Annotated in this window: 22 protein-coding genes and 1 riboswitch; of the genes, 15 read left to right on the top strand and 7 right to left on the bottom strand. The window is 72.7% G+C overall.

Going from position 1 to position 19,288, the window contains the following annotated elements; translation table 11 throughout:
* Positions 1 to 261 precede the first annotated feature (261 nt).
* Both purN and purH read left to right on the top strand, forming a co-directional pair.
* A complete protein-coding gene (purN, locus tag AB0761_RS22560) occupies positions 262 to 927 on the top strand; it encodes a phosphoribosylglycinamide formyltransferase (RefSeq protein WP_377270916.1) in 666 nt (221 codons plus the stop codon).
* Complete coding sequence (purH, locus tag AB0761_RS22565) at positions 924 to 2,510, top strand: bifunctional phosphoribosylaminoimidazolecarboxamide formyltransferase/IMP cyclohydrolase (RefSeq protein WP_377270917.1); 1,587 nt, start codon at positions 924 to 926, stop codon at positions 2,508 to 2,510. Before purN ends, purH begins: the two co-directional genes overlap by 4 nt.
* An 86-nt stretch (positions 2,511 to 2,596) precedes the next feature.
* Here the strand turns inward: purH and AB0761_RS22570 are convergent, their stop codons facing one another.
* The 3 genes from AB0761_RS22570 to AB0761_RS22580 all read right to left on the bottom strand — a co-directional run bounded on the left by AB0761_RS22570 (position 2,597) and on the right by AB0761_RS22580 (position 4,250).
* Positions 2,597 to 3,250, bottom strand: coding sequence for an RDD family protein (locus tag AB0761_RS22570; RefSeq protein WP_377270918.1), 654 nt, complete (start codon positions 3,248 to 3,250; stop codon positions 2,597 to 2,599).
* A 92-nt stretch (positions 3,251 to 3,342) separates the two neighbouring features.
* On the bottom strand, positions 3,343 to 3,780 hold the full coding sequence (locus tag AB0761_RS22575) for a DUF2752 domain-containing protein (protein ID WP_377270919.1): 438 nt from the start codon (positions 3,778 to 3,780) through the stop codon (positions 3,343 to 3,345).
* Complete coding sequence (locus AB0761_RS22580) at positions 3,777 to 4,250, bottom strand: DUF4190 domain-containing protein (protein WP_377270920.1); 474 nt, start codon at positions 4,248 to 4,250, stop codon at positions 3,777 to 3,779. Before AB0761_RS22580 ends, AB0761_RS22575 begins: the two co-directional genes overlap by 4 nt.
* Before the next feature lie 242 nt (positions 4,251 to 4,492).
* On the opposite strand from AB0761_RS22580, the gene AB0761_RS22585 reads away from it, so the two are divergent.
* Positions 4,493 to 5,356 (top strand): bifunctional methylenetetrahydrofolate dehydrogenase/methenyltetrahydrofolate cyclohydrolase, encoded by an 864-nt coding sequence (locus AB0761_RS22585; RefSeq protein ID WP_377270921.1) that lies wholly within the window; start codon positions 4,493 to 4,495, stop codon positions 5,354 to 5,356.
* Positions 5,357 to 5,367: 11 nt separating this feature from the next.
* On the top strand, positions 5,368 to 5,784 hold the full coding sequence (locus AB0761_RS22590; protein WP_377270922.1) for a DUF3017 domain-containing protein: 417 nt from the start codon (positions 5,368 to 5,370) through the stop codon (positions 5,782 to 5,784).
* A 127-nt stretch (positions 5,785 to 5,911) separates the two neighbouring features.
* Here the strand turns inward: AB0761_RS22590 and AB0761_RS22595 are convergent, their stop codons facing one another.
* Entirely contained in the window at positions 5,912 to 6,322 is a 411-nt protein-coding gene (locus tag AB0761_RS22595; protein ID WP_377270923.1) for a hypothetical protein, read from the bottom strand.
* A gap of 238 nt (positions 6,323 to 6,560) precedes the next feature.
* Between AB0761_RS22595 and AB0761_RS22600 the strand changes: the two genes are divergently transcribed.
* A complete protein-coding gene (locus AB0761_RS22600; RefSeq protein ID WP_377270924.1) occupies positions 6,561 to 7,826 on the top strand; it encodes a helix-turn-helix domain-containing protein in 1,266 nt (421 codons plus the stop codon).
* 95 nt (positions 7,827 to 7,921) lie between these two features.
* Complete coding sequence (locus AB0761_RS22605; protein ID WP_377270925.1) at positions 7,922 to 8,911, top strand: malate dehydrogenase; 990 nt, start codon at positions 7,922 to 7,924, stop codon at positions 8,909 to 8,911.
* Positions 8,912 to 8,969: 58 nt separating this feature from the next.
* Here AB0761_RS22605 and AB0761_RS22610 read toward each other — a convergent pair whose 3' ends face one another.
* Positions 8,970 to 10,415 carry a PLP-dependent aminotransferase family protein gene (locus tag AB0761_RS22610; RefSeq protein ID WP_377270926.1) on the bottom strand — a complete coding sequence of 482 codons (1,446 nt, stop codon included), beginning with the start codon at positions 10,413 to 10,415 and terminating at the stop codon, positions 8,970 to 8,972.
* Positions 10,416 to 10,568: 153 nt separating this feature from the next.
* Between AB0761_RS22610 and AB0761_RS22615 the strand changes: the two genes are divergently transcribed.
* From AB0761_RS22615 to AB0761_RS22625, 3 genes are all read left to right on the top strand, one after another.
* On the top strand, positions 10,569 to 11,066 hold the full coding sequence (locus tag AB0761_RS22615; RefSeq protein ID WP_377270928.1) for a carboxymuconolactone decarboxylase family protein: 498 nt from the start codon (positions 10,569 to 10,571) through the stop codon (positions 11,064 to 11,066).
* Between the two features lie 105 nt (positions 11,067 to 11,171).
* Complete coding sequence (locus tag AB0761_RS22620; protein WP_377270929.1) at positions 11,172 to 11,513, top strand: hypothetical protein; 342 nt, start codon at positions 11,172 to 11,174, stop codon at positions 11,511 to 11,513.
* Between the two features lie 7 nt (positions 11,514 to 11,520).
* Positions 11,521 to 12,702, top strand: a complete 1,182-nt coding sequence (locus AB0761_RS22625; RefSeq protein ID WP_377270930.1) for a glutathionylspermidine synthase family protein — start codon at positions 11,521 to 11,523, stop codon at positions 12,700 to 12,702.
* 71 nt (positions 12,703 to 12,773) lie between these two features.
* Here the strand turns inward: AB0761_RS22625 and rocD are convergent, their stop codons facing one another.
* Entirely contained in the window at positions 12,774 to 13,994 is a 1,221-nt protein-coding gene (rocD, locus tag AB0761_RS22630) for an ornithine--oxo-acid transaminase (RefSeq protein WP_377270931.1), read from the bottom strand.
* Positions 13,995 to 14,096: 102 nt separating this feature from the next.
* A riboswitch (ZMP/ZTP riboswitch) is annotated at positions 14,097 to 14,188 on the top strand.
* Between the two features lie 39 nt (positions 14,189 to 14,227).
* On the opposite strand from rocD, the gene glyA reads away from it, so the two are divergent.
* Positions 14,228 to 15,502: a serine hydroxymethyltransferase gene (gene glyA / locus AB0761_RS22635; protein ID WP_377270932.1), complete on the top strand. Its 1,275-nt coding sequence runs from the start codon at positions 14,228 to 14,230 to the stop codon at positions 15,500 to 15,502.
* A gap of 23 nt (positions 15,503 to 15,525) precedes the next feature.
* Here the strand turns inward: glyA and AB0761_RS22640 are convergent, their stop codons facing one another.
* The gene (locus tag AB0761_RS22640; RefSeq protein WP_377270933.1) at positions 15,526 to 15,912 is read right to left on the bottom strand and encodes an ATP-binding protein; all 387 of its coding nucleotides are present in this window, start codon (positions 15,910 to 15,912) and stop codon (positions 15,526 to 15,528) included.
* Positions 15,913 to 16,078: 166 nt separating this feature from the next.
* Here AB0761_RS22640 and AB0761_RS22645 point away from each other — a divergent pair, with 166 nt between their 5' ends.
* The 5 genes from AB0761_RS22645 to AB0761_RS22665 all read left to right on the top strand — a co-directional run bounded on the left by AB0761_RS22645 (position 16,079) and on the right by AB0761_RS22665 (position 19,288).
* The gene (locus AB0761_RS22645; RefSeq protein WP_377270934.1) at positions 16,079 to 17,032 is read left to right on the top strand and encodes a Scr1 family TA system antitoxin-like transcriptional regulator; all 954 of its coding nucleotides are present in this window, start codon (positions 16,079 to 16,081) and stop codon (positions 17,030 to 17,032) included.
* Positions 16,989 to 17,117, top strand: coding sequence for a DUF397 domain-containing protein (locus AB0761_RS22650; protein WP_377270936.1), 129 nt, complete (start codon positions 16,989 to 16,991; stop codon positions 17,115 to 17,117). Before AB0761_RS22645 ends, AB0761_RS22650 begins: the two co-directional genes overlap by 44 nt.
* A gap of 248 nt (positions 17,118 to 17,365) precedes the next feature.
* A complete protein-coding gene (locus AB0761_RS22655) occupies positions 17,366 to 17,725 on the top strand; it encodes a hypothetical protein (protein WP_377270938.1) in 360 nt (119 codons plus the stop codon).
* Positions 17,722 to 17,997: a hypothetical protein gene (locus AB0761_RS22660; protein ID WP_377270939.1), complete on the top strand. Its 276-nt coding sequence runs from the start codon at positions 17,722 to 17,724 to the stop codon at positions 17,995 to 17,997. The genes AB0761_RS22655 and AB0761_RS22660 overlap by 4 nt, the downstream gene beginning before the upstream one ends.
* A gap of 148 nt (positions 17,998 to 18,145) precedes the next feature.
* Positions 18,146 to 19,288 (top strand): hypothetical protein, encoded by a 1,143-nt coding sequence (locus AB0761_RS22665; protein ID WP_377270941.1) that lies wholly within the window; start codon positions 18,146 to 18,148, stop codon positions 19,286 to 19,288.

Below are 19,288 nucleotides of genomic sequence, written 5' to 3' on the forward strand. Positions count from 1 at the left end.
CGCCAGATCGGCGGTGCGTACCCCCTCCGACGTGCCGTTATCGTGGTGACGGCTGGGGCGGCTCATGGGTTCCCACCGGCTCCGCAGCGCCGCGGGGTCCGGTCCCGCCGTCCGCCCCGTCGCCACCCCGAACGTCCTGTGTGCAAGTCCAGCCCCGCCCTCGCCCGGGCCACCCGCCCGGGGCCGCCGCCCTCGCGAGCCCCGATCCGGGTGTCACCGCATCGGGGGCGCCCCGAGCAACGGATCCCGGAGTATCGAGCAGTGGCTGCCGAAGTGCCCCCCGCCCTGACTTTCCCGCCGCCCCCGTCCGGGCCGGCCCGCCTGGTCGTGCTGGTCTCCGGCTCGGGTACCAACCTCCAGGCGCTCATCGAGGCCTGCGCGGACCCAGCCTACGGGGCCGTGATCGCGGCCGTCGGCGCCGACCGGGGCGGCATCGCCGGCCTGGAGCGGGCCGAGCGTGCGGGCATCCCCACCTTTGTGCACCGCATCGCGGACTTCCCCGACCGTGAGGCCTGGGACGCCGCGCTCACCACCGCCACCGAGGCCCATGAGCCCGACCTGGTCGTGACGGCCGGCTTCATGAAGATCCTCGGCAAGGAGTTCATGGCCCGCTACGAGGGCCGCATCGTCAACACCCACCCCGCCCTGCTGCCGTCCTTCCCGGGCGCGCACGGCGTCCGCGACGCGCTCGCGTACGGCGTGAAGGTCACCGGCTGCACGGTCCACCTGGTCGACACCGGAGTGGACACCGGCCCGATCATCGCGCAGGGCGTCGTCGAAGTCACCGACGACGACCACGCCGACGGCGGGGAAGCGCTCCATGAGCGCATCAAGACTGTCGAGCGCACGCTGCTCGTCGACGTCGTGGGCCGGCTGGCCCGCGAAGGCCACCGCATCGAGGGACGAAAGGTACGGATCCCTGTATGACCGCCGCCGGTAGCACCACGCCTCCCCCTGCCCAGGACGTACGCCCCATTCGCCGGGCGCTGGTCAGCGTCTATGACAAGACCGGGTTGGAGGAGCTGGCCCGGGGCCTGCACGCTTCCGGGGTGGAGCTGGTCTCCACCGGCTCCACCGCCGCCCGGATCGCCGCCGCCGGCGTCCCGGTGACCGAGGTCGCCGAGCTCACCGGCTTCCCGGAGTGCCTGGACGGCCGGGTGAAGACCCTGCACCCCAAGGTGCACGCCGGCATCCTGGCGGACCTGCGCCTGGACTCCCACCGCGAGCAGCTCACCGAGCTGGGCGTGAGCCCCTTCGACCTGGTGGTCGTCAACCTGTACCCGTTCCGGCAGACCGTCGCCTCGGGCGCGAGCCCGGACGAGTGCGTGGAGCAGATCGACATCGGCGGGCCCTCCATGGTCCGCGCCGCCGCCAAGAACCACCCGTCGGTCGCGGTGGTGGTCGACCCGGCCCGCTACGGCGACGTGCTCTCCGCCGTCTCCGGCGGCGGCTTCGACCTGGCCACCCGCAAGCGGCTGGCCGGTGAGGCCTTCGCGCACACCGCCGCCTACGACGTCGCGGTCGCCTCCTGGTTCGCGCAGGAGTACGCCCCCGCCGACTCCGAGGGCTTCCCGGTGTTCCTGGGCGCCACCTGGGGCCGCCGCAATGTGCTCCGCTACGGCGAGAACCCGCACCAGGCCGCCGCGCTCTACACCGACGGCAGCGACTCCGGCCTGGCCGGTGCCGAGCAGCTGCACGGCAAGGAGATGTCCTACAACAACTACACGGACACCGACGCCGCCCGCCGCGCCGCGTACGACCACGCGGAGCCCGCCGTCGCGATCATCAAGCACGCCAACCCGTGCGGTGTCGCCACCGGCGCCGATGTCGCCGAGGCCCACCGCAAGGCCCACGCCTGCGACCCGCTCTCCGCCTTCGGCGGTGTGATCGCGGTCAACCGTCCGGTGTCCGTCGCCATGGCCGAGCAGGTCGCGGAGATCTTCACCGAGGTCATCGTGGCGCCCGACTACGAGGACGGCGCCGTCGAGGTCCTGGCGCGCAAGAAGAACATCCGCGTGCTGCGGGCCCCGGGCGAGCCGTGCGAGCGCCTGGAGGCCAAGCCGGTCTCCGGCGGCGTGCTGCTCCAGCAGGCCGACCGGATCGACGCGGCGGGCGACGACCCGGCCACCTGGACGCTGGCCGCCGGTGAGGCGCTCTCCGACGCCGAGCTCGCCGACCTGGCCTTCGCCTGGCGTGCCTGCCGCGCCGTCAAGTCCAACGCCATCCTGCTCGCCAAGGAAGGCGCCACGGTGGGCGTCGGCATGGGCCAGGTCAACCGGGTGGACTCGGCCCGGCTCGCGGTGCAGCGGGCGGGCGAGCGTGCGGTCGGCGCCTTCGCCGCCTCGGACGCCTTCTTCCCGTTCCCCGACGGCCTTGAGGTGCTGATCGAGGGCGGTGTGAAGGCCGTGGTGCAGCCCGGCGGCTCCATCCGCGACGAGGCCGTGATCGCCGCGGCCCGCGAGGCCGGCGTCACCATGTACCTCACCGGGACCCGGCACTTCTTCCACTGATCCTGCTGACTCACCGGCAGACGCCGAGCGGCCCGCGCCCCCTGTGGATGGGGCGCGGGCCGCTCGGCTGTCGACCGGTCAGCAGATCACTGCGACTTGACGACCACGGTGCTCATGACCTTGTCGGCGAAGGTCTGCTTCTTGGCGTCCCACAGCGGCCACAGGTAGCCGAGGCAGCAGAAGCCGTCCAGCACGTGGCAGAGCTGGCGGACGAAGGCCATGCCGAAGCCGAGCGGCTGACCGTCGGCCTCGCGCACCAGACGGATGTTGACCATCCGCTTGCCGGGGGTCTGCCCCTTGGTGCCTTCCTGGTAGATCAGCCAGAGGTTGCCGGCGAGCGCGAGCAGGGCGCCCAGCAGGATGAAGATGATCCCGGCGCCGCCACCACCCGTGCAGGAGGTGTGGTAGGTCTGCGGGTCGGTGGTGCAGTTGGCCGAGGACGCGCTCATCCCGACGCCGATGCCGTACAGGATGCCCGGCACCAGACCGACGATCAGGAAGTCGACGATGCGGGCGGCGACTCGGGAGCCCCAGCCCGCGTAGAACTGCTGCACCTGTCCGGCGTGCGGGTACATCCCCGGCTGCTGCGGGTAGCCGTAGCCGGGCTGCTGCTGGGGGTAGCCGTACCCGGGCTGCTGCTGCTGGGGGTAGCCGTAACCGGGCTGCTGGGGCTGCTGCGGCTGCTGGCCGTAGCCGGGCTGCTGGCCGTAGGGGTTGTTGGGGTCGGGCGGGTAGCTCACGGGTCGTCTCCTGGCAGGAAGATGGGGACAGGCGGACACATGTGACGGGCGGGCGGCAGGGCGGCCGACCGAGCCCGGAGATTATCGGACGGTCATGACGGCAGGAAGCCGTATCGGTGCAGCTGCCAGCACCATGACAGGGCGGCGACGGTGCCGATCACCGCATTCCGCAGCGGCACCGGTGCCGACCACCAGCGGCGGCCCAGCCCCAACGGCGCGAGCAGCAGGCAGACGCCGATCGCCGCGGTGAACGGATTGGCCGTCAGGGCGGCCGTCCAGTGCCCCTGTCCGGCCTCGATGAAGACGGTGGTGGACCCGCACGCGGGGCAGGGCACCCCGGTGAACCGCCGGAGCAGGCAGAGCGCCCCGGGGTCGTGGGCCTGGTGCAGTCGGGAGACCGCCAGTGCGGCTGCGCCGGCGCCGGCGGCGCGCACCAGCACCTGAAGCGGGCCGCCGTAGCGGGAGCCGGCCGCACGCGACCACCAGCGGACGGGTGCGGAGGTGACGGGGGGTGGGGCGGGCGTGCTCATAGGCTGCCGGTGCTCTTGTCCAGCACCACATAGAAGATCAGCGCCGCGATGGAGATCAGGATGGAGAGCGACCCGAGCACGATGCCGCCGATGGCCGTGGAGCGCCCGGTGCCGGTGGTCCTGGACTTGTTGACGCCTGCGATGCCCAGCCCGAGCGCGACCGGTCCCAGCAGGCCGCCGTAGAAGCAGATCAGGATGGAGACGAAGCCCAGCGCCACCGAGGCCATGGCCAGGCTGTTCTGTTCGCCGGTGGGGACGGGAGGTGAGCCGTAGGGCAGCGGCTGCGGCGCGACGGGGTATCCGTAGCCGGGCTGTCCGTACCCGGGCTGCCCGTAACCCGGCTGGGTTCCGTAGCCCGGCTGGGTGCCGTAGCCGGGGGCGGAGCCGTACGGCTGCTCGCCCTGCCCGCCCTGGCCGCCGTAGGAGCCGCCGTAGGGATCAGGCGGCGGCGTCTGGTACGGATTGCTCACGTCTCTCCCCCGAAAGTGCCTCCGTCGCCCCCGGGTGGTGCACGGGTCCGGGCGACGGCGGACGATGTCCGCCCCCATCGTTGTGGGGGTGGCGCGGGCCTGTCCAGCCGACGGGCAGGGCTCGAACACAACCGTGGCGCAATTGCAATCGGATCACTACGTTCCGTTTGGTTGCGGGCCCATCGGACGGACAAGGACGGCCGGATGCGCGTACTACGGCCCCGATCCGCGAGGATGGAGTCATGACCGCCCAGATTCTCGATGGCAAGGCCACGGCAGCAGCGATCAAGTCCGAACTCGCCACCCGGGTGGCGGCGCTCAAGGAGCGGGGTATCACCCCGGGCCTGGGCACCGTTCTCGTCGGCGACGACCCGGGCAGCCACTCCTATGTCCGAGGCAAGCACCGCGACTGCGCCCAGGTGGGTATCGCCAGCATCCGCCGGGAGCTGCCCGCCGATGCCACCCAGGCCGATGTGGAGGCCGTGGTCCGCGAGCTCAACGAGGATCCCGCCTGCACCGGGTACATCGTCCAGCTGCCGCTGCCCAAGGGCCTTGACGCCAATGCCGTGCTGGAACTGATGGACCCGGCCAAGGACGCCGACGGCCTGCACCCGGTGAACCTGGGCCGTCTGGTGCTCGGCATCGACGCACCGCTGCCCTGCACCCCCAACGGCATCCTGGAGCTGCTGCGCCGCCACGGCGTGCAGACCAGGGGCGCCCATGTGGTGGTCGTCGGCCGTGGTGTCACCGTGGGCCGCTCCATCGGCCTGCTGTTCACCCGGCGCAGCGAGAACGCCACCGTGACCCTCACCCACACCGGCACCCGCGACCTCTCGACCGAACTGCAGCGGGCCGACATCATCGTGGCAGCAGCGGGCGTGCCGCACCTGGTCAAGCCCGGAGACGTCCGTCCCGGCGCGGCCGTGCTGGACGTCGGCGTCAGCCGCACCGAGGCCGGCCTGGTCGGCGATGTCGACCCGGGCGTCGCCGAGGTGGCCGGCTGGCTGTCGCCCAACCCGGGCGGAGTGGGCCCGATGACCCGCGCCATGCTGCTTGCCAACATCGTCGAGGCTGCCGAGAAGGCTGCCGGCGGCGCACAGATCTGAGGAGCCGAGGGATGCCGATGGGTGCCGTACGGGGCCGGTCGCGGCGGCGGCCGCCGCTGGAGACCACGGGCACACTGCCCCCGGAGGGGGCGTCGGCCGCAGCCGACCGGGCGCAGCCGCTGCCGGTCCGGCAGTGGCCGATCGTCGTGGTGTGCGCCGTGGCCCTGGCCGGTCTGCTGGTCACCGCCTCGGACCGGTTCAGGATCGGCGCCATCACACTCGGTGCCGCTTTTCTGCTGGGTGCGCTGCTGCGGCTGGCGCTGCCCGAGGTGGGGATGCTCGCCGTCCGCAGCCGGTTCACCGATGTCTCGGTGCTCTGTGTGCTGGGTGGTGCGGTCGTGCTGCTGGCCCTGATGGCGCAGCCCGACCCATGGCTGCACATTCCCTTCCTGGACCGGGTGACCGCGCTGCTCGGCCGCCATCGCTGACCCTCCCCGGGACGGTCCCGGAGCGACGGCCCGCCGGATGACCCGGCGGGCCGTCCGCCGAACGACGGCGTCCCGCCCCTCCGTGACGGAGGGGCGGGGCGCCGTGCTGCTGCTCGGCAGTGCAGGGTCAGCCGCGGCCGCCACCACCGCCGAAGCCGCCGCCACCACCGCCGAAGCCGCCGCCGCCGCGGCCGCCCTCGCCGAAGCCGCCGCCACCACCGCCGAAGCCGCCGCCGCCGCGGCCGCCCTCGCCGAAGCCGCCGCCGAAGCCGCCGCCACGACCGCCACGGCCGCCGCGCCCGAAGCCGCCACCGCGACCGCCGCGGCCACGGCCGAACCGGTGGTGGTGGCGGTGGTGACGGCCGCGGCCGAAGTGCCCGCCGTCAGCCTTCTGGCTGACCTGGGCGACCTGGGTGGTGCTCGACTTGGTGGGAGTGGCTGCTTCCGCCGTGGACACCGGGCCGAGGACCAGGCCCCAGCCGGTCGCGACCAGAGCGGCCGTGACGGCCAGGCGCTTGCCCGCAGAGTGAGTGGACATGGAGTTCACCGTTCCTTTCCAGATGACGGGAGGTGGCCCTCCCGGCGGGTGCGGATGAAGCCGGTGGAGCCGTCCAGGCCCTGGGGCTCCGATGGCGCCGCACTCACATCACTCAGAGTTGCCCAGCGACTGCGGAGCGGGTATCCAAGAGGTGGATTCTGGGACAAACCGGAATTCCCAGTCATTGGGCCTGCGGGGACGCCCACCACGTACGGAGAACCTGGGACGGGGATGGGACATGGGCCGCTGGCGACCACTGCCCGACACACTGGATCCGGATCTGCACCGCCTCGTCGAGCAGCTTCGCCGCCTCAAGGACCGCAGCGGCCTCAGCCTGGTGGCGCTGGCCGAGCGCACCTCGTACAGCAAGTCCGCCTGGCAGCGTTATCTCAACGGTGCGAAGTTCCCGCCCCGGCAGGCCGTGGAGGCGCTGGGCAAGGTGGCGGGCGCCGACGCCCTGCGGCTGCTGGCCCTGTGGAGCATCGCCGAGCGCAGCCACCTGGACGCCCTCCGCCGCTACCAGGTCGCCGAACGGCCGCCCGCCGACGCCTGCGACTGCCCCGCACCGCCGGGGCCCGACGCGGCCGAGCGGCCGCCCCGGGCCCCGGCACAGCCCGCCCTCCCGGGGTCCGCCCCCGGCGCACCCGTGCCGCCCGCCGAGCCCGGGCCGCCCACCCAGGGCTCGCCGTGCGTGCAGCCGCGCCGCGGGGCGCCCCGCCGCCGGATAGCCCCCGCCGCACCCGCCGTCGCCCTGGCCGCACTGCTCGCCGCCCTGCTGTACGTCGCCGTCCCGGCCACCGGCGGTCCCGGCGTACGGATCCTGCGGGACACCATCCGGTCCCTGCTGGTGGCCTCGGGCCGTACCACCGCGACCACCCCGCGGGCAGCCGCCGCCCGTCCGGACGCCCCCACGGGGACCCCCACGGGGACGTTCCACCGCGGCCCCGTCTCCCCGGCGACGGCCAACTGCCGGAGCGGCCACCCGTACGCAGGAGGCTGCATCCAGCAGACCGGCACGCGGCGTGCCGTGCCCATGGCCGATGCCGAACCGGTCGAACCGGCGCCGCGGAACGCCTGCGCGGCCGTCTCCTCCACGGCGCCGACGGCGGGCCCGCAGACGGCGGGCCCGCAGGACTGGGGCGCGCAGAGCCCGAGCCCGCAGACCTCCGCACCGCAGACCTCCGGACCGCAGACCTCCGCACCGCAGACCTCCGGCGCCCCCGACCCGGGGCTGCCGCACGCCCACGGCGCCCTCGCGGTGCAGAGCAGCGGCGGTGTACCGCCCGGCACCCCGGCCGCCCCCGGCAGAGCCCCCGGCCCCGCCACCGCCTGGCCCGCGCACCTCTGGGCCTGCACCGCGGGCAGGGCGTTCCAGGTGTGCGCGGGTGACCCGCGGAACCCCGCGCCGCCGCCGCCACCGCAGCGCACCGATCGCGACGCGCCCGCCGGGCAACCTCCGGGGCGGCACTCCGCCCCCATGCGTCCTGGGATAGCCTGGCCATAGGTCTCTCGAAGTCGAGAGACCGATCAGGGTCCGGCACGGCGGGCGCGCCTGCTGCCGGCGCAATCGACCCCTCAGGCAGCTGGAGAAGGCACACCATGACCCGCACTCCCGTCACCGTCACCGTCACCGGTGCGGCCGGCCAGATCGGCTACGCACTGCTGTTCCGTATCGCGTCCGGGCAGCTGCTCGGTGCCGACGTCCCGGTGAAGCTGAACCTCCTGGAGATCCCGCAGGGTCTCAAGGCCGCCGAGGGCACCGCCATGGAGCTCGACGACTGCGCCTTCCCGCTGCTGCGCGGCATCGAGATCACCGACAGCGCGGACAAGGCGTTCGACGGCGCCAACGTCGCCCTGCTGGTCGGCGCCCGCCCGCGCACCGCCGGCATGGAGCGCGGTGACCTGCTCTCCGCCAACGGTGGCATCTTCGGCCCCCAGGGCAAGGCCATCAACGACAACGCCGCGGACGACATCAAGGTCCTGGTGGTCGGCAACCCCGCCAACACCAACGCCCTGATCGCCCAGCAGCACGCCCCCGACGTCCCGGCCGACCGCTTCACCGCGATGACCCGCCTGGACCACAACCGGGCCATCGCCCAGCTCGCCAAGAAGCTCGGCGTCACCGTCGAGGACGTCAAGAAGCTCACCATCTGGGGCAACCACTCGGCCACCCAGTACCCCGACATCTTCCACGCCGAGGTCGCCGGCAAGAACGCCGCCGAGGCCGTCAACGACGAGAAGTGGCTCGCCGAGGACTTCATCCCCACCGTCGCCAAGCGCGGTGCGGCCATCATCGAGGCCCGCGGCGCCTCCTCGGCCGCCTCCGCCGCCAACGCGGCCGTCGACCACGTCCACACCTGGGTCAACGGCACCGCCGAGGGCGACTGGACCTCCATGGGCATCGTCTCCGACGGCTCCTACGGTGTGCCCGAGGGCATCATCTCCTCCTTCCCGGTCACCACCCGGGACGGCCGGTTCGAGATCGTCCAGGGCCTGGAGATCAACGACTTCTCCCGCAGCCGGATCGACGCCTCGGTCCATGAGCTCATCGAGGAGCGCGACGCGGTCCGCTCGCTCGGCCTCATCTGAGCAGCAGCACCGGTGCCCCCCGGCGGTCCTCCGCCGGGGGGCACCGCCCTGTCCGGGTTCAGCGGGGCGGCGCCAGCAGCCCGCAGAGCCGCTCCAGGGCGCCGGGGAAGGCGTGGTCCGGAGGGGTGCCGTAGCCGACCACCAGCGCCGGCGGGCAGCGGTCCGGGTCGTCCGCCTCGCGGAACCGGTCCAGCACCGTCAGCGCCACGCCGGCCTCCGCAGCCCGGGCCGTCAGCGCCGCCTCGTCGGCCAGCCGGGGCGGCAGCTCCAGCACCGCGTGCAGCCCCGCGGCGATCCCGGTGACGGCCACATCCGGGGCGTGCCGGGCCAGCTCCGCGGCCAGCCGGTCACGGCGGCGCCGGTAGTGCAGCCGGGCCCGCCGCACCTGGCGGTCGTATCCACCGGAGCCGATCAGCTCGGCCAGGGTCAGCTGGTCCAGCACCGGGGAGAGGCGGTCGGCCAGCCGCTTCTGCTCCACCACCGCCTCCAGCAGCCGGGGAGGCACAGCCAGCCAGGCCAGCCGCAGCCCCGGGACCAGGCTCTTGCTCGCCGTGCCCGCGTACACCACATGGTCCGGGGCCAGTCCCTGGAGGGCTCCGACCGGCTGCCGGTCGTAGCGGAACTCGCCGTCGTAGTCGTCCTCCACCACCACCCCGCCGGTGGCCCGCGCCCATGCGACGGCGGCGGTGCGGCGGTCCGGATGCAGTGGGACACCGGTGGGAAACTGGTGTGCGGGGGTGAGCAGCGCCGCGTCCACCTCCTGTCCCAGCAGGTCGGTGCGGGCGCCGTCGCGGTCCAGCGGCAGCCGCTCCACGGTGACCCCGGTCGCACGCAGCCCGCCGCGGGTGTCGGGGAAGCCGAGCGACTCCACCGCGATCCGCCGTCCGCCGAGCGCCGCGACCGCCCTCCCCAGCAGACCCACCGCCTGGGTGTACCCGGTGCAGACCACCAGCAGGTCCGGGTCGGTCCGCACCCCGCGGGTCCTGGCCAGATAGCCGGCCAGCGCCCGCCGCAGTTCCGGTGTCCCCTGCGGGTCGGTGTAGCCCAGCGCATGGTGGGGGGCCGACTCCAGCGCCCGGCGGGCCGCGGCCAGCCAGGCGCCGCGGGGGAAGAGCGACAGATCGGGGCTGCCCGGCCGCAGGTTGTAGGGGAAGGCGGGGCCGTCCGAGGGGTACGGCTCGAACGGGTCTCCGATGTCGGGGCGCCGGAGCGGTCGCCGTGGTGGGGGCGGGCCCGGTTCGGCCTGGTCGGCCACCCGCGTCCCGGACCCCTGCCGGGAGGTCAGCCAGCCCTCGGCGACCAGTTGCCCGTAGGCATCCGCGACCGTGTTCCGGGCCAGTCCCAGATCGCGGGCCAGCACCCGGGAGGAGGGCAGCCGGCTGCCGGCCGCCAGCCGGCCGCTGCGCACGGCCTCCCGGAGGGCGCTCTCCAGTGCGACCCGTACCCCCGGCCCCGGGGTCACCTCCAGAAACAGATCACTGCCCGCATCGGCCCAGGACTCCATGCCCCAAGTCCACCACCGTCCCCACCCGCTGTCCGTCCCGGCCCGGCCCGCTGCCTGCGCGGGCGCGTACGGACGCGTACGGACGAGTGGCCCACGGCAGTGCGGTGGCAATGGACCAGGGGCCCGGGCCGCCCGGTGCATAGCGTGGGATGTATGACCTCGACGACCCAGAAGCACGACGACACCCCCGTTGCCGCCCCCGAGCCCCGGATCCAGCTCGGCAAGGTCCTCCCCGAGTGGTACCGCGCGATGGTCGCGCTGGACCGTGCGGCCGCGGAGGGCCTCGACCCGGTGGTGGCGGAGCTCGTCCGCACCCGGGCCTCGCAGCTCAACGGCTGCGCCTTCTGCCTGGACAAGCACAGCCACGACGCCCGCGCACGCGGCGTCTCGGAGCAGCAGCTGTCCACCCTCAGCGCCTGGCGCGAGACCCCCCTCTTCACCGCCCGCGAGCGCGCCGCCCTCGCCCTCACCGAGGCTGTGACCCGGCTCGGCGACCACGGTGTGCCGGACGAGGTCTACGAGGAGGCGGCGCGGCAGTTCGACGAGGAGGAACTCGCCGCTCTGCTGGCGATGGCGGTCACCATCAACGCCTGGAACCGGATCGGTGTGACCACCAGGATGTCCCCGGCCCCCCGCCATCGGCACTCCTGAGGCCACTCGTACCCCCGTACCGCCGGCCCGATAGTCTGTGCGGCCACAGAGTCAGGCCGGCGGACGGGGGAGTGGACAGCCATGGCAGCACCAGGTGCGAGACGGATGCGTTCCAACGCGGTGTCACTGGGCATCGTGAGCGCGGTGGCGCTGGCCCTCACTTCGTGCGGCAGCGACGACAGTCCCGATCTGCGCTGTGTCGACACCCAGACCTTCAAGAACGTCTCCGACCAGCTGTGCGACAGCCAGCCCGGTCAGGGCTACGCCACCACCGACCGCTACCAGTGGTACGAGGACGACAACAGCAGCCACAGCGGTGCGTCGACCTACCACACCTACGGTCACCGCTACACCGGCCCCCGCTACTCCTCGCGGTCCCGGTCCTCCTCGCACTCCGGTGTCAGCAAGGGCGGCTTCGGCAGCCACGGGCACAGCAGCGGCAGCTGACCGTCCCATGCAGCGCCACCGCATCGACCCCCGCCCCGGCTGGCAGCAGACGGTCGAGGAGCAGGGTCTGATCTACCCCCTCACCCGTTACCCCGACGAGTCGCTGCGCCCGTACTGGGACGAGTCGGCGTACTACTCCTTCAGCCTCCCGGAGGTGGAGGCCCTGGAGGAGGTCGTCGAGGAGCTGCACGGCATGTGCCTGGCGGCCGCCGCCCACATCGTGGAGCGGGACCGCTTCGCCGACCTCGGCATCACGGATCCGGCCGTCGCCGCCGCGGTGGCCGCCTCCTGGCGGCGCCGGGCGGAGCAGCCCAGCGTGTACGCCCGCTTCGATCTCCGTTACGACGGATCGGGCCCGGCGAAGCTGCTGGAGTACAACGCCGACACCCCGACCTCGCTGGTGGAGGCGGCGTCCCCGCAGTGGTTCTGGATGGAGGAGCGGTTCCCCGGCGCCGACCAGTGGAACTCGCTGCACGAGCGGCTGGTGGCCTCCTGGCGCAGGCAGGCGCACCTGCTGCCGGCCGGGCAGCCGGTCTACTTCGCCCACTCGCACGACGACAAGTACGGCGAGGACCAGATGACGGTCGTCTATCTGATGGAGACCGCCCAGCAGGCCGGCCTGGACACCCGGGGCATCGCGATCGAGGACATCGGCTGGGACTCGCTCTCCGGTCGCTTCGTCGACGAGCGCTACCGCTTCATCCGCTCGATCTTCAAGCTCTATCCGTGGGAGTGGCTGGTCGGGGACGAGTTCGGCCACCACGCCCTGCGCACCGCCGACCTGGGCGGCGGCAGTGGAACCACGCTGTGGATCGAGCCGGCCTGGAAGATGCTGCTCTCCAACAAGGCGCTGCTGGCGGTCCTCTGGGAGCTCTACCCGGGTCATCCCCATCTGCTGCCGGCCTATCTGGACGGTCCGCGCGACCTGGTCCACTGGGCCGCCAAGCCGCTGCTGGGACGGGAGGGCGCGGGCGTCGTCCTCCACGACGGCACCGGTCCCGCCCCCGTCGTCGACCCGGGGGAGCGCCACTGCTGGCAGCAGCTCGCCCCGCTGCCCGACTTCGACGGCAACCGGGTGGTGCTGGGCGCCTGGGTGGTGGACGACGAGGCGGCCGGGCTGGGCATCCGTGAGTCCGCCGGCCCGGTCACCGACGAGTACGCGCGCTTCCTGCCGCACGTCATCCTCTGAGCCCCAGGCGGCGTCGCACGGGCCCGCGGCACCGGCGCGCCGACGGGGCGCGCCGGTCCCCGCGCTCCGGCCTATCCGACGGCCAGCACCTCCCGCAGCTGCTCCAGCGCCCACGCCAGGTCCTCCTTGGCGATCACCAGCGGCGGGGCGATCCGGACCGTCGACCCATGGGTGTCCTTCACCAGCACCCCCCGCTCCATCAGCAGCTCCGACACCCGCCGCCCGGTGCCGAACTCCGGGTCCACATCCACCCCGGCCCACAGTCCGCGTCCGCGCACCGCCCGCACCGAGCCGGCCGCGACCAGCTCGGCCAGCTCGCCGTGCAGATACTCGCCCAGCTCGGCGGACCGCTGCTGGTACTCCCCGCCGCGCAGCATGGCGACCACCTCCACCGCCACCGCGCACGCCAGCGGATTGCCGCCGAAGGTGGAGCCGTGGCTGCCGGGGGTGAAGACATCCAGGACGGCCCGCGAGGAGACCACCGCGGACACCGGCACGATGCCGCCGCCCAGCGCCTTGCCCAGCACATAGACGTCCGGCTGCACCCCCTCGTGCTCACAGGCGAAGGTGCGTCCGGTACGTCCCAGGCCCGACTGGATCTCGTCCGCGATCAGCAGCGCCCCGCTGCGCCGGGTGATCTCCCGGGCGGCCGCCAGATAGCCCGGCGGCGGCACCAGCACCCCGGCCTCGCCCTGGATCGGCTCCAGCAGCACCGCCACCGTGCGCTCGCCCACGGCCGCCTCCAGGGCGGCCCGGTCCCCGTACGGGACCACGTCGAAGCCGGGCGTGAACGGCCCGAAGCCGTCGCGGGCCTCCGGGTCGGTGGAGAAGGAGACCACCGTGGTGGTGCGGCCGTGGAAGTTGCCCGCCGCGACCACGATCCTGGCCTCGTCCGCCGGTACCCCCTTGACCTTGTAGCCCCACAGCCGGGCCGTCTTCACCGCGGTCTCCACCGCCTCGGCGCCGGTGTTCATCGGCAGCACCGCCTCCATGCCGCACAGCTCCGCGAGGTCGGTGCAGAAGGCGGCGAAGCGGTCGTGGTGGAAGGCGCGCGAGGTGAGGGTCACCCGGTCCAGCTGGGCCACGGCGGCGGCCACCAGCCGGGGGTGTCGGTGCCCGAAGTTCAGCGCCGAGTAGCCCGCCAGCAGATCGAGGTAGCGGCGGCCCTCCACATCCGTCATCCAGGCGCCCTCGGCCTCGGCGACCACCACCGGCAGCGGATGGTAGTTGTGGGCGCTGTGGGCGTCGGCAGCCGCGACCAGGGCGGCGCTGAGGGTCGGCCGTTCGCTCATGGGTCATCTCCGTGGGTCGCCATTGACCGGGTGGGGCTCTGCTGTGGTCCTTACCCGGCCGGGCCGTGTTCTCCCGCCCTTCGGGGCACCCGCCGCTAGGATGGGTGCTGCCGCGACTGGCGAACTGCGTGGAAGCGACCACGGGGAAGCGGCTCAGCAGCACCTCCGGGACGCCGTCCGCCTGGGCACCCGGGTCAGCAGTCGTACAGCACGACCGACCCGGGAGACCCGCGATGAACGCATACCATGACCGCCACCCCGCCCTCGCCGCAGCCGACCCCGAGCTCGCCGCACTGATCGGCGCCGAGGAGCGGCTCCAGGCCGACACCCTGCGGCTGATCCCCAGCGAGAACTACGTCTCGCAGGCCGTGCTGGAGGCCTCCGGCACGGTGCTCCAGAACAAGTACTCCGAGGGCTACCCCGGCAAGCGCTACTACGAGGGCCAGCAGAACATCGACCAGGTGGAGTCCCTGGCGATCGACCGCGCCAAGGCCCTGTTCGGCGTCGACCACGCCAATGTGCAGCCGTACTCGGGCTCCCCCGCCAACCTCGCCGTCTATCTGGCCTTCCTGCAGCCGGGCGACACCGTGCTCGGCATGTCGCTCCCCATGGGCGGCCACCTCACCCACGGCTGGGGCGTCTCCGCCACCGGCACCTGGTTCCGCGGGGTGCAGTACGGGGTGCGCAAGGACACCGGCCGCATCGACCTGGACGAGGTCCGCGACCTGGCGCTGGCCGAGCGGCCCAAGATGATCTTCTGCGGCGGCACCGCCGTACCCCGGGTGATCGACTTCGCCGGGTTCGCGGAGATCGCCCGGGAGACCGGCGCCGTCCTGGTCGCCGACATCGCCCATATCGCCGGGCTGATCGCCGGCGGCGCCCACCCCTCGCCGGTGCCGCACGCCGACGTCGTCTCCACCACCACCCACAAGACCCTGCGCGGACCCCGCGGCGCCATGCTGATGTGCCGCCAGGAGCATGCCCGCGCCGTGGACCGCGCCGTCTTCCCCGGCCTCCAGGGCGGCCCCCACAACCAGACCACCGCCGCCATCGCGGTGGCCCTGCACGAGGCCGCCACCCCGGAGTTCAGCGGCTACGCCCACCAGGTCGTCGCCAATGCGCGGGCGCTGGGCGAGCAGCTGGCGGCCCGCGGCTTCGACCTGGTCTCCGGCGGCACCGACAATCATCTGCTGCTGATCGACCTCACCGGCCGCGACGTCCCCGGCAAGGTCGCCGCCAAGGCCCTGGACCGGGCCGGCATCGTGGTCAACTACAACACCGTCCCCTTCGACACCCGCAAGCCCTTCGACCCCTCCGGCATCCGCATCGGCACCCCCTCGCTGACCTCGCGGGGCATCCCCGAGTCGGAGATGGCCACCGTCGCCGAGTGGATCGACCGCGTGGTCACCGCCGCGCGCAGCGGCGACGAGGAGACGGTCACCAAGGTCCGGGCCGAGGTCAAGACGCTGATGGACGCGCACCCCGCCCCCGGCCTCCCGCTCGACTGACCCCTTCGCCTCCGGCCGGCGGCTCAGCCGTGCCGGCCGGGGGCGAGCGTCGCCCACACCGTCTTGCCGACACCGCAGGCACGGGGCTCGCAGCCCCACGCCTCGGCCAGCGCGTCCAGCAGGGCCAGGCCCCGGCCGGACTCCGCCTCCCCGTCCGCGTCCCGCCGCCGGGGCAGACCGTCCGCATCCGCGTCGGAGACCTCGATGCGCAGCTGCCCCGGCTCGATCTCGAAGCGGACGCAGATTTCCCGGCCCTGGGGGACCCGGGCGTGCCGTACGGCGTTGGCGACCAGTTCGCCCACCACCGACTCGGCCGCGTCCAGATAGTGCGGCGCCTCCTGGATCACCAGGAAGTACCGCAGCATCCGCCGTGCCGACCTGGCCGACGCCGGATGCCGGGCGACCACCACTCCGCCTCGCCCTTCGGCGTGACTGCGACCTGCGGCTCGGACATGGCGGCTGCTCCCGACTACTCACAGCGATGAACCTGCTTCGTTCGGCAACCAAGCATTGCGGTTCGTGGCTACGGTGGGGAGGGGTGAGCCATTGCCACAAACGCACTGTCAGCAGGGGGATATGCCTGTGGCCCGTCGACGGACCGAGCGCGGATCGACCAGCAACCCGGCCGTCCTCTTCGGGGCGGAGCTGCGACATGCCCGCGAGGCCAAGTCCTACTCGCAGGTGGATCTGGCCAGACTGCTCCATGTCGACCCGTCGCTGGTCTGCCGCATCGAGCTGGGCGGCAGGGTCCCGCAGCGCACCTTCGCCGAGGGCTGCGACCGGGTCCTGGGAACGGGCGGCCTGCTGATGCGGCTCTGGGCCCAGGTCGACTGGTATGCGGAGGTGGAGCACCCGGACTGGTTCCAGCGGTTCGCGGACATGGAGGCGGGGGCGGTGGTCCTGAGAAAGTTCCAGATGCAGGTCATCCCCGGACTTCTTCAGACCGAGGAGTACGCGAGGGCGCTCTTCGTGCGAGGGGGCGGCGAGGGGGCCGAGGATCGGGTGGCCGCCCGGATGAGCAGGCAGCGCCGGTTTCTTGTCGATGCCGAGGCGCTGCTCGTGGTGGTGCTGGACGAGAGTGCAGTTCGCATGAACGTCGGTGGTCCTGAGGTCATGCAAGGGCAGTTGGAGCACCTTGTGAATGTGGCCCGGCTCCCCAACATCGTGCTCCAGGTGGCGCCGTTCGGCAGGTCGGAGCTCAGGCGCCCGAACACCTCGATGACGTTGCTGACCCTCCCCGACGGTCATCGGTGGGTGTATTCGGAAAGCCTGGACCGGGGGCATTTCGGTGATGATCCGGCAGTGATCGCGAGGCATGAGCAAACCTATGATGTGCTCAGGGCTGGATGCCTGACGGTCCGTGAGTCGATGCGCGTGATCATCAGCGCGATGGAAGGGTACGGCCACCATGACGAAGCGCGATCTGGACACGGCAGTCTGGCGCAAGAGCAGCTACAGCGGGGACAACGGCGGCGACTGCATCGAGGTGGCCCCAGGATTCCCCGGCGTCGTTCCGGTGCGGGACAGTAAGGACCCGCACGGCCCGGCGCTTGTCTTCCCGGTCGCAGCATGGGCGGCATTCGTGGCCGCGGTGAAGTCCGGCGACTTGAGCTGACCCCTGCTGGACCCAGGCGAGCTGCTACCTCCTGCCGGTATCGCTCCCTGGACCGTGCGACTCGCCAGGCACGTGATGCGGGATGCAGACGACGTCGGGCCGACGTGCTGCGGGCGGCGCCGGGTGCCTCGGGCTTCGCGTCGTCGAGCACTTCGTCGGGGCTGTCGGTGGCCTGCGGCACACTGGGGTGGTCGGCAGGAGCACATCGCTCCGGACGGCCATCGGACGATCGAAGGAGAGCGAGCCCGGTGAGCGCAGAGCCTGCACAGCACGGTGATCACGACGCACTGTTTCCCATGCCGCCGCTGACCGAAGGCGCCTTGCGCGTGGCCGTCGCCACGATCGACCTCGCGGAGGCGGTGCGTTTCGAGCGCGAGTTCCACGGGGCGTGGCAGGAAGCGGTGCAGACCGACAGCACCGTGCCCATGCACACCTTCCTCCACCGCTGGGGGGTTTTTGTGGCGTTGCGGCGCTATCCGGCGAGGGCCGCCCGGCTGCGGCAGCTGGAGGAGGCGGTCGCCCGGTCGACCGATCGCGCGGAGGTGCAGAGGGCATCCGTCGCCATCGGTGCTCTCCTGGCCGAGGCGTCCCGCGAGGTGGCTGCGTGACGGAGTGGGACTGGGAGTACATGCCCGATCCCGAGCACGTCGTCGGCGGTCTGACACCTGAGGTCCGCCAGCAGGTCGACCTACTGGCCCGCAGGCTCGCAGACGCGGCGGCCGTCAGGTACCTCGGTGAGCCTCCGGTCGAGGAATCCGGTGTCTCTCCGCTGCTCGATCATGCCGAGGGGCGTCTGATCGTCTGGTATCTGGAACATCGGCGTCTGTCCGAGATCCTCGTGGTACGGGTCCAATACTGGCCGGATCACGGCGAGATCTGAGTGCATGGTCCTCGCCGCAACAGGGCGGCATTCGTGGCCGCCGCGGTGAAGTCCGGTGTGCTGGACTGACAGCGACTGAACACCGCTGAACCGTGGGCCGACCGCTTTCCTGCGTCACTCCTCCGCTGGGAGAGTCGGCGGTGTGGTCATGAGGCGGCGGTTACGCGGATTCTGGTGGAACTACTGGCCGTTACTGATGCTGCCGGTGGTGGCCGTGCTGCTCGATCTGGCGCTCGTCGGGGTGGACGAGGCATGGTCGGTGTCCGACTGGGTCACCAATGTGGCCCTGGGCGGCATCACCCCGGTGGGGGTCGGCATCCTGCTGGCGCGGCGGCAGACGATGATCCAGGAGGCCCTGGCGGACCTGGAGCTGACCGAGAAGGTCGCCATGCTGTCGTCCGCCGGAGCCGAGCTGCGCGACGGCCTTCGCCCGGGCCGGACCCTGCGGGCGCTCTACGACGCCCGGGCCGGGCTGACACTGGTGCAGCTCGCCCGGGAGCCGATGCAGCGGGAGTACCTGGGCGCGGTGACCGGGATGCTGTCCCGGGTGGACAGCGGACTGCGGACCTCGCTGACCGCGTACCTCCACTGGACCGCGGACGACTGGGCCGCCTTCCGCCGGGGGGTCGCCGCGCTGCGCGAGCATGCGCAGGCCGGCGCCCGCCGTTCGGCTCCGGCCCGCGAGGCATGGACGGACAGCATCGGACCGACGACGGAGTCCCTGATGAACGTGCCTGGTGACCGGGTCCCCTTCGAGGCGTTCCGGCAGCACTTCACCCAGGGGCCGGACCGCATCCGGGTGTCGCTGGACTGGGGGCGGCTGGCCGCGCTGGTGGCCGCCGGAGCGGCCGAGGTGCGGGCCCTGACCACCGATCTCAGGCCCTACGGGGGAACCGCTGAGCTCGATGCGTTGGTGGCGCCCTGGTACACCGCGGACGGCGCCGAGGTGGCGTACGACCACCGTGACGCCGTCCCGCTCGGGTTCGCCGAGCTGGTGGAGGGGCTCGCCTGTCTGTCGGAGGACCGCAGGGCGCGGGTCGAGGCGATCCGGAGCCGGTATGTGCAGTCCGACGGGCAGCGCATCGAGGTGGTCGTGGCCACCTGGGCGATGGCCGGCGGCCGCCGGCTGGTGCTGGACGGCAACCACCGGCTGGCCGCGCTCGCCGGGCTGGTGGGCCAGGGGTGCCCGGTCACCGTCCGGGAGTTCCGGATTGTGCCGACCGGACCGGCCCCGGTGCCGGAGCTGGTGCCGGACCTGGCCCACCATCGGATGGCGGCGGACCCCTCCTGA

Origin of the sequence: Peterkaempfera podocarpi (genome assembly GCF_042466665.1) — a bacterium.
GTDB lineage: Bacteria > Actinomycetota > Actinomycetes > Streptomycetales > Streptomycetaceae > Peterkaempfera > Peterkaempfera podocarpi.